The organism is Amycolatopsis sp. NPDC049688, assembly GCF_040674975.1.
Lineage (GTDB): Bacteria > Actinomycetota > Actinomycetes > Mycobacteriales > Pseudonocardiaceae > Amycolatopsis.
Genome location: NZ_JBFANY010000021.1, coordinates 100,171 through 110,248 on the forward strand (window position 1 = coordinate 100,171; position 10,078 = coordinate 110,248).

The window sequence follows — 10,078 nt, forward strand, 5'->3', positions numbered from 1 at the left end:
GAAGGGTCGACACGATGCCACTCGCCGTGTCGTCCCCTCAATCACGCGTGTCGACCTCCTGATCACGCGTGTTGACCCTCGGATCACGGGAGTTCGGGGGTCGTCGGTGGGGTTTCTTCGACCAGCCAGAGGACTCCGGCCGGGGGGAGCTGGAGGACCGCGGAGGCCGGCTGGCCGTGCCACGGCTCCTCCGTCGCCTCCACCGCGCCCATGTTCCCGACTCCGGACCCGCCGTACGCCTCCGCGTCGGTGTTGACGACCTCCAGCCAGCGGCCCGCCGAAGGCAGGCCGACGCGGTAGTCGTGGTGCGGGACCCCGGCGAAGTTCGCCACGCAGGCCAGGCGCGAGCCGTCGGCGCCGATGCGGAGGAAGCTCAGCACGTTGCCGCTCGAGTCGTTCGCGTCGATCCAGCGGAAGCCGTCCGGGGAGCCGTCCTGGCTGTACAACGCCGGTGACGACCGGTAGATCGTGTTCAGCGAGCGCAGCAGCTCCCACACCCCGAGGTGCAGCGGCTCCTCCATCAGGTGCCAGTCCAGCGACCGCTGCTCCGACCACTCCCCCGGCTGGCCGAACTCGCCGCCCATGAACAGCAGCTGCTTGCCCGGGTGCGCCCACATGAACGCCAGCAGCGAGCGCAGCCCGGCCGCCTTGTTCCAGGCGTCGCCCGGCATCCGGCCCCACAGGGATCCCTTGCCGTGCACCACTTCGTCGTGCGACAGCGGCAGCACGAAGTTCTCGCTCCACGCGTACACGAGCGAGAACGTCATCTCGTTGTGGTGGTACGCCCGGTGGATCGGCTCATGGGACAGGTACCGGAGCGTGTCGTGCATCCAGCCCATGTTCCACTTGAAGCCGAACCCGAGGCCGCCCAGGTGGGTCGGGCGCGTGACGCCCGGCCAGGCCGTCGACTCCTCCGCGACCATCACGACACCCGGGTGTCGCTTGTAGACGGTCGCGTTCAGCTCCTGCAGAAACCGCACCGCGTCCAGGTTTTCCCGCCCGCCGTACTGGTTGGGCAGCCACTCCCCTTCCTTGCGGGAGTAGTCGAGGTACAGCATCGACGCCACCGCGTCCACGCGCAGGCCGTCGAGGTGGAACTCGTCGAGCCAGAACAGCGCGTTGGCGACCAGGAAGTTGCGGACCTCGTTGCGGCCGAAGTCGAACACGAGCGTGCCCCAGTCGGGCTGCTCGCCGCGGCGCGGGTCCGCGTGCTCGTACAGCGGCGTCCCGTCGAAGCGCGCCAGCGCCCAGCTGTCACGCGGGAAGTGCGCCGGCACCCAGTCCACCAGCACGCCGATCCCCCGCTGGTGCAGGCGGTCGACGAAGTAGCGGAAGTCGTCCGGCGAGCCGAAGCGGGACGTCGGCGCGTAGTACGACGTCACCTGGTAGCCCCACGAACCGCCGAACGGGTGCTCCGACACCGGCAGCAGCTCCACGTGCGTGAAGCCGGTCTCGACGAGGTAGTCGCCCAGCTGGTCGGCCAGCTCCCGGTAGTCCAGCCCGGGCCGCCACGAGCCGAGGTGGACCTCGTAGACGCTCATCGGCGCCGCGATCCACTGCGTGGCTTCCCGCTGAGCGACCCACTCGTCGTCTTCCCAGACGTGCGCCGAGCTGCTGACGACCGACGCCGTCGCCGGCGGCTGCTCGGTGGCGAACGCCATCGGGTCGGCCTTCTCGTGCCAGTTGCCGTCGGCGCCGAGGATCCGGAACTTGTAGCAGGTGCCCGCGCCGACACCGGGCACGAACAGCTCCCAGACGCCGGACCCGCCGAGCGAGCGCATCGCGTGCCCGCGGCCGTCCCAGCCGTTGAAGTCGCCGATCACCCGGATGCCGCGCGCGTTCGGCGCCCAGACCGCGAACGACGTCCCTTCGACGACCCCGTTCGGCGTCTCGTACGACCGGAGGTGCGCGCCGAGCGCCTCCCAGAGCCGCTCGTGCCGGCCCTCGCCGATCAGATGCAGGTCCAGCTCGCCCACCGTGGGCAGCCAGCGGTACGGGTCGTCGGTGGTGACGGTGTGCCCGTCGTACTCGACCTCCAGCCGGTAGTCACCGGGGTGCTCGGGCACGGCGACGGCGAACAGCGCGTCGATCACCGGTTCCATCGGGTACTTCTCGCCGCCCGCGCAGAGCGTGACGGCCTTCGCGCCGGGCAGCAGCGCCCGGGCCGCGAAGGCCTTGCCCACCGCGTGCACGCCCAGCACCGAGTGCGGGTCGTGGTGTGAGCCGGCGAGCAGCCGGTCGATGTCCGCGGCCGGCGGGGCCGCGGCCGGGAGACCTTCGGGAGCCGGGTTCACGGTGTCGTCCCTCCGCTGGTGATCCGGGCGATCGAGGCGAGCGGCACGCCGAGCCAGTCCGGCCGGTTCGCGTGCTCGTAGCCCACCTCGTAGACCGCCTTGTCGAGTTCGAAGGCGCGCAGCAGCTCGCCTTGTTCGCGCGGGTCCGCCGCGACGGCCGCGTAGCCCTCGCAGAACGCCGCCCGGTTGCGCTCCGACCACTCGTGGGCGCGCTCGGCCAGCGCCGGCTCGTCCGGCTGGCCGACCAGCATCTGCTGGGCCGCGTAGTCGAACGACCTCAGCATGCCCGCGACGTCGCGCAACGGCGACCGCAGCGCGTGCCGCTCCTCGACCGGGGCCGCGGGCTCGCCCTCGAAGTCGATCAGCAGCCAGCCGCCGACGGTCCGCAGCACCTGGCCGAGGTGCAGGTCGCCGTGGATGTACTGCATCTCCACCGCACCGGCGGGCACCGTGCGCAGCTGCTCGAGCGCCGCCCGCAGCTTCGGGGCGTGCGCGGCCAGCTCCGGCACCCGGCCGGCGATCGTGTCGAGCCGGTCGAGCATCGCCTTCGCCGAGCGTTCCAGCTCGGCGGCGTCGACCGGCTCGGTGCCGAGCGCCTCGGCGAGGTCCGCGTGCACCTCCGCGACGGCACGCCCCAGGCGCTCGGCCTCCCCGGCGAAGTCGCCGCCGACCTCCTCGGGGTGCAGTTCGGGCGCGGCCATCAGGTCGCGGACGCTGGTGGTGGCCATCGCCCAGCCGTCGACCGCGTCCGAGACGAACTGCTGGAGCATGCCGACGGTGGTCGGCTCGCCGCCCAGGTCGCCGGTGATCGACCCGAGCACCGGTGCGATGTGCTTGCTGCCGACGCCCTGCAGCGCGCGGTGCAGCAGCAGGTCCTTGTTCTTGCCCGGGGTCAGCTTCCGGAACAGCTTGAGGATGTACTGCCCGCCGTAGACCAGGGACGTGTTGCTCTGCTCCGAAGTGATCGGCCGGGCCCGCAGGCCGGTGTCCAGCTCGACGCCGGGCTCGTGCTCGAAGGTCAGCGAGCCGACGGTCTCCTCACGGGCCATCAGGTCGAGCAGCACGCCGGTGACGTCCAGGTCGCCGGACGCCTCGTAGGCGTTGAGGTCGCCGACCGCGCCGATCCAGCTGGTCGACGCGATCTCCGGCGGGTGCGTCCGCCGGCCCACCAGCAGCTGGTAGGGCTCGCGCCGGTCGTCCTGGGCGACCTCGATCACCACGTGCAGCAACTGCGGATCGCCGGAGACCAGCTCGGTCACGCCGAGCCGCCGGACGCCGGTCACCGGCCGGTCCTTGCCGGCGAACCAGCGCTGCTCCGACAGCCAGCGCTTCAGGTCCTCGGTCAGGTCGTCGACCAGCTCGCGCGGGTCGGACAAGGGACTCACCTCGCTTCGCCTTCGTCTCCCGGGCTCGTCAGCTGGAACCAGTAGAAGCCGTGCCCCGGCAGCGTCAGCAGGTACGACAGTTCCCCGATGCTGGGGAACCGCACGCCGCCGGTGAGCTCCACCGGCGTGCACCCGCGGTGCGCGGACAGATCCAGCTCCACCGGCTGCGGGAACCGGGAGAGGTTGTTGACGCAGAGCACGACGTCTTCGCCGCCGTCCGGGCGCCGCCACTGGCGCTTGTAGGCCAGCACGCTCGGGTTGGAGCCGCCGAGGTCGACGAACTCGCCCTCGGCGAACGCGTGGTGCTGCTTGCGCACCTCGATCATCCGGCGGGTCCAGTTGAGCAGCGAAGACGCGTTGTTCGACTGCGCCTCGACGTTCAGGCCCTGGTAGCCGTACACCGGGTCCATGATCACCGGCAGGTAGATGCGGCCCGGGTCGCAGGAGGAGAACCCGGCGTTGCGGTCCGGGGTCCACTGCATGGGGGTGCGCACCGCGTCGCGGTCGCCGAGCCAGATGTTGTCTCCCATGCCGATCTCGTCACCGTAGTACAGAACGGGCGAGCCGGGCAGGGACAGCAGCATCGCCGTGAACAGCTCCTGCTGGTTGCGGTCGTTGTCCAGCAACGGCGCCAGCCGGCGGCGGATGCCGATGTTGGCCTTCATGCGCGGGTCCTTGGCGTACTCCGCATACATGTAGTCGCGCTCTTCGTCGGTGACCATTTCCAAGGTCAGCTCGTCGTGGTTGCGCAGGAAGATGCCCCACTGCGTGCCGCTGGGGATCTCCGGGGTCTGAGTGAGGATCTCCGAGATCGGGAACCGCGACTCGCGGCGCACGGCCATGAAGATCCGCGGCATCAGCGGGAAGTGGAACGCCATGTGGCACTCGTCGCCGCCGACGGCCGGGTCGCCGAAGTACTCGACGACGTCCGACGGCCACTGGTTGGCCTCGGCCAGCAGGATCCGGCCCGGGTACTCGTCGTCGACGACCTTGCGGCAGCGCTTGAGGAACTCGTGCGTGCGCGGCAGGTTCTCGCAGTTGGTGCCCTCCTGCTCGAACAGGTACGGCACGGCGTCCAGGCGGAACCCGTCGATGCCCAGGTCCAGCCAGAACCGCAGGACGTCGATCATCGCGTTCTGGACGTCGACGTTCTCGTAGTTGAGGTCGGGCTGGTGGGAGAAGAACCGGTGCCAGTAGAACTGGCCGCGGACCGGGTCGTAGGTCCAGTTCGACGTCTCGGTGTCGACGAAGATGATCCGCGCGTCGGCGTAGCGGGAGTCGTCGTCGCTCCACACGTAGTAGTCGCCGTACGGGCCGTCGGGCTCGCTGCGGGACTGCTGGAACCACGGGTGCGCGTCCGAGGTGTGGTTGAGCACCAGGTCGGTGATCACCCGGATGCCGCGCCGGTGGGCCTCGTTGAGCAGGAAGACGAAGTCCTCGACGCTGCCGAACTCCGGCAGCACCGCGCGGAAGTCGCTGATGTCGTACCCGCCGTCGCGCAGGGGCGAGGCGTAGAACGGCGGCAGCCACAGGCAGTCGATGCCCAGCCAGGCCAGGTAGTCGAGTCTGCCGGCCAGGCCGCGCAGGTCGCCGGTGCCGTCGCCGTTGGAGTCGGCGAACGCGCGCACCAGCACTTCGTAGAACACCGCGCCCTTGAACCACTCCGGGTTGCTCGGCGCCTGCTGCGCCGACCGGAAGTCCCCGGCCTGCGGTTCCACCAGCATGCCGTCGGCGGTCATCGCCTCGCCGGTGTGCGGCACGCCCTCCAGCCCCAACGCCGCGTCGGGCCGGGCCTCATCCGCCATCTGTTCCACCTCAGTCCCTCGGTTCGCCGTCCCTTCCCGTCCCGTCTTCAGCCGGCCAGGCGGCGTCTCACCGACACCATGTGCGCCACCGCCCGCCAGGGTTCGAGCCGCACGTAGTTCGCCGGGCCCCAGTCCCAGGTGTCGCCGGTGACCTCGTCGTGGGCGATCAGCCGCTCGTGCGCTTCGAAGCCGAGCGCGCCGGTGTCGAGCCACAACGTGCCCTCCTGGGGCCCGTACGGGTCGAGGGTGACGACCGTGACCACGGTGTCGCCGGTGGCCGGGTCCTGTTTGGAGTAGGCCAGCAGCGCGTCGTTGTCGACGTGGTGGAAGTGCAGGGTGCGCATCTGCTGCAGCGCCGGGTGCGCGCGCCGGACGGCGTTCAGCTTCGCCAGCCATGGCTCCAGTGAACGCCCCTCGGCGAGCGCGCGCTCGAAATCGCGCGGACGCAGCTGGTACTTCTCGGAGTCCAGGTACTCCTCGCTGCCTTCGCGGACCGGGACGTGCTCGAACAGCTCGTAGCCGGAGTAGACGCCCCAGGTCGGCGAGATCGTCGCCGCCAGCGCCGCCCGCAGCGCGAACATGCCCGGGCCGCCGCGCTGCAGCGACTCGTGGAGGATGTCCGGGGTGTTGACGAACAGGTTCGGCCGGCCCTCGTGCCAGTGTTCCCGCAGGTCGATGGCGAAGTCGATCAGTTCCTGCTTGCCGGTGCGCCAGGTGAAGTAGGTGTAGCTCTGGGTGAAGCCGAGCCGGGCCAGGCCCCACAGGCGCGCCGGCCGGGTGAACGCCTCGGCCAGGAACAGCACGTCCGGGTGGGCGTCCTTGACCGACTGGATCAGCCAGGCCCAGAAGTCCGGCGGTTTGGTGTGCGGGTTGTCGACCCGGAAGATCTTGACCCCGTGGTCGATCCACACGGTGATGACCCGCAGCATCTCTTCGTAGACGGCCTTGGGGTCGTTGTCGAAGTTGATCGGGTAGATGTCCTGGTACTTCTTCGGCGGGTTCTCCGCGTACGCGATCGAGCCGTCCGGGCGGGTGGTGAAGAACTCGGGGTTCTTGAGCACCCACGGGTGGTCGGGCGCGGCCTGCAGCGCGAAGTCGAGCGCCACCTCCATGCCGAGCTCTTCCGCACGGGCGACGAAGGCGTCGAAGTCGTCGAAGGTGCCGAGGTCGGGGTGGATCGAGTCGTGGCCGCCCTCGTCGGCGCCGATCGCCCACGGCGAGCCGACGTCCTCCGGCTTGGCGTCGAGCGTGTTGTTCGGGCCCTTGCGGTTGACCCGGCCGATCGGGTGAATCGGCGGGAGGTAGACGACGTCGAAGCCCATCTTCGCGACCCGGTCCAGCGCGGTCGCGGCGGTGGCGAAGGTGCCGTGCACCGGCTTGCCCTCGGCGTCGAGACCGCCGGTGCTGCGGGGGAACAGCTCGTACCACGAGCCGTACGCGGCGCGGCGGCGGTCGACCCAGATCTTGTGCGGCTTGCCCTTGGTGATCAGCTCGCGCACCGGGAACTCGTGCATGACCTGCCGGACCTCGGGCGAGAGCGCGGGCCCGACGCGCTCGGCGAGGCTGAGCTCTTCGTCGCGCAGGGCCTTGATCGCGCCGGTGAGGAGCGCTTTCTCGGCCCGGCGGTCGGGGCGGCGGGAGACGCGCTCGATCAGCCGGGCGCCGTTCTCGATGTCGTTGGCGAGGTCTTCGGGGCCCTGCCCGGCGGCGACCTTCACTTCGACGTTGTGCTCCCACGTCGCCCACGGGTCGCCCCACGCGTCGACCCGGAACGTCCAGAGGCCGGTGGTGTCCGGGGCGATCACCGCGGCGAACTCGTCGGGGTGATCGGGGCCGCGCGGCACCATCCGCGTCTGGCGGGTCAGCCGGTCTTCCGGGCCACGCCACGCGACGGTCGCCGCGACGGCGTCGTGGCCCTCGCGCCAGACGGTCGCGAAGACCGGGATGTGTTCCCCCACAACGGCTTTGGCCGGATACCGGCCGCAGCTCACGCTGGGGGAGACGTCGTCGATGCCGAGCCGGCCGGTCATGGGCAACGCCCTTCGATATGTCGGTTGGACGCAGACGGCGACAGTCTGCCTGACTCGATCAAGCGCCCACGAGGCAGGGTTCTCTATCCCTGTACCCAAAAGAGATCATCCGAAACGCTTTCCGCGCAACGAGTTCCGCCCACGTGTCCGGCAGGTTAAGTCCGGGCGCGCCCGACACGCGAGCCCGAACGGCCAAGACCCGTACCCGAACGGACGATTCGCCCGTGCTTGCGGAGCCGACACGCGTGATTGGCGAGTCGACACGCGTGATTGCGGGGTCGACACGGCGGCTAGCCCGTGTCGACCCTTCAATCACGCGTGTCGACCTTCTGATCACGCGTGTCGACTCTTCGTACGCGTCAGTAGGGTTCGGGGTGGGGCTCGGCGGCCAGGCGGGGGGCGCGGAGCAGGAGGAGGGACCGGGACTGGAGGGTCAGGCGGCTCTTGGCCTCCAGGGGGCCCGGGTTGGCCGGGCTGCCGTCCGCGGTGCTCGTGTCCAGGGTCGGCTTGAACGTCTCGCCGTACTCGCGGCCCGGGAGGATCACCTCGGCCGGGGCGTCGCCCGCGTGCAGCCACAGCAGCCACGAGTGGTCCGGCACCAGCTCGCCCTCGCGGTTGCGGGCCTGGCTGTTCGAGCCGTCGATCCACATGCCGAGCGTGTGGCGGTCCTCGAACCAGTCGCTCTCGCCGAACTCCTCGCCGTCCGGGCGGAACCAGACCAGGTCGGGCTTGCCGGTCGGGGTGGTCCGGCCTTCGAAGAACTCCGGCTGGCGCAGGGCCGGGCTGTTCGCGCGCAGCCGCACCACCCGCCGGGCGAACGCGAGCATGGCCTCGGCTTCCGGGTCGTCCGGCGTCCAGTCCAGCCAGGACGTCTCGTCGTCGAGGCAGTACGCGTTGTTGTTGCCGCCCTGGGTCCGCCAGAACTCGTCCCCCGCGGTCAGCATCGGGGTGCCGGTGGACAGCAGCAGCGTCGCGAACAGGTTCCGGGCCTGGCGGGCGCGCAGCGCGCGGATCGCCGGGTCCGTGGTCGGCCCCTCGGCGCCGTGGTTCCACGAGCGGTTGTCGTTGGTGCCGTCGCGGTTGTCCTCGCCGTTGCCCTCGTTGTGCTTTTCGTTGTAGGACACCAGGTCCCGCAGCGTGAAGCCGTCGTGGGCGGTGACGAAGTTGATCGACTGCCACGGCCGGCGCAGGTTGTGGTCGTACAGGTCCGACGAACCGGACAGCCGGTAGGCGAGGTCGCGGACGCCGGTCGCGCCGCGCCAGAAGTCGCGGATCGTGTCGCGGTAGCGGCCGTTCCACTCGGCCCACTGGGCGCCGAAGCCGCCGACGCGGTAGCCCTCGCCGGTCGCGTCCCACGGCTCGGCGATCAGCTTGCAGCGCGAGAGCACCGGGTCGGTGGTGATCGCGGTGAGCAGCGTCGACGCCGGGTCGAACGCGCCGCCGCGCGGCCGCCCGAGCGTGCTGGCCAGGTCGAACCGGAAGCCGTCGACGCCCATCTCCTGCGTCCAGTACCGCAGCGAGTCGGTCACCAGCCGGACGACGGTCGGCGAGCCGGCTTCGAGGGTATTGCCGCAGCCGGTGATGTCGGCCATGTGGCCACGCTCGGTGTGCAGGTAGTACACCGGCGCGTTGAGCCCGCGGAAGCTCAGCGTCGGCCCGTCCGGCCCGCCCTCGCAGGTGTGGTTGAACACGACGTCGAGGATCACCTCGATGCCCGCCGCGTGCAGGGCGGCCACCATCAGCCGGAACTCCTCGACCTCGTGGCCGGGCTCGCTGGCGTAGGCGGCGTGCGGGGCGAAGAAGCCGAGCGGCGAGTAGCCCCAGTAGTTGTGCCGCCCGGCCCGGATCAGCGACGGCTCGTCGAGGAACGCGTGCACCGGCAGCAGCTCCACCGAGGTGACGCCGAGCCGGGTCAGGTACTCGATCGCCACCGGGTGGGCCAGGCCCAGGTAGGTGCCGCGCAGCGCCGCCGGGATGAACGGGTGCCGCTGCGTGAAGCCCTTGACGTGCAGCTCGTAGACCACCGCCTCTTCGAACGGCACCTCCGGCTTGATCCCGGTGTCCGGCCCGCCGGGCGAGCTGACCACCGACAGCGGCACGCTGCCCAGCGAGTCCACAGTGGACATCGGGCCGCGCTCCGGGTCGCCGGTGAAGCCCTGGGCCGCGGCGAGGTCGGTGAGCCCGCCGGTGATCTGCCGCGCGTACGGGTCGACGAGCAGCTTGTGCGGGTTGCAGCGCAGGCCGCGCGCCGGGTCGTACGGGCCGTGGATCCGGTAGCCGTACCGCTGCCCCGGCGTCACCCCGGGCACCAGGCCGTGCCACACGCCGAAGGTGCGCTCGGTGAGCGCGATCCGGCGTTCCGACCCGTCGGCGTCGATCAGGCACAGCTCGACGGCGTCCGCGACGGCGGACGTGATCGCGAACCGGACCCCGCCGGCCTCGGGGTGGGCTCCGAGGGGGAAGGGACGGCCGGCGAGGACGTGGTCGGCGGAGGGTCGTGTGGCCATTCCTGAATCGTCCCAGATCTCCGGTGGTCCGTGCGCGCCATGACAGACGATCTGCCC

5 protein-coding genes are annotated in these 10,078 nt (G+C 70.7%); all 5 read right to left on the reverse strand.

Features of this window, described 5'->3' with window-relative positions; translation table 11 throughout:
- Window positions 1-83: 83 nt before the first annotated feature.
- The 5 genes from glgB to glgX all read right to left on the reverse strand — a co-directional run bounded on the left by glgB (window position 84) and on the right by glgX (window position 10,021).
- Window positions 84-2,294: a 1,4-alpha-glucan branching protein GlgB gene (glgB, locus tag AB0J55_RS41200; RefSeq protein ID WP_364261958.1), complete on the reverse strand. Its 2,211-nt coding sequence runs from the start codon at window positions 2,292-2,294 to the stop codon at window positions 84-86.
- Window positions 2,291-3,670, reverse strand: coding sequence for an aminoglycoside phosphotransferase (locus AB0J55_RS41205; RefSeq protein WP_364261961.1), 1,380 nt, complete (start codon window positions 3,668-3,670; stop codon window positions 2,291-2,293). The genes glgB and AB0J55_RS41205 overlap by 4 nt, the downstream gene beginning before the upstream one ends.
- Before the next feature lie 5 nt (window positions 3,671-3,675).
- Entirely contained in the window at window positions 3,676-5,484 is a 1,809-nt protein-coding gene (gene treS, locus AB0J55_RS41210; protein ID WP_364261964.1) for a maltose alpha-D-glucosyltransferase, read from the reverse strand.
- Window positions 5,485-5,531: 47 nt separating this feature from the next.
- Window positions 5,532-7,514 carry a maltotransferase domain-containing protein gene (locus tag AB0J55_RS41215; protein WP_364261967.1) on the reverse strand — a complete coding sequence of 661 codons (1,983 nt, stop codon included), beginning with the start codon at window positions 7,512-7,514 and terminating at the stop codon, window positions 5,532-5,534.
- Between the two features lie 359 nt (window positions 7,515-7,873).
- The gene (glgX, locus tag AB0J55_RS41220) at window positions 7,874-10,021 is read right to left on the reverse strand and encodes a glycogen debranching protein GlgX (protein ID WP_364261970.1); all 2,148 of its coding nucleotides are present in this window, start codon (window positions 10,019-10,021) and stop codon (window positions 7,874-7,876) included.
- Between the last annotated feature and the right edge of the window lie 57 nt (window positions 10,022-10,078).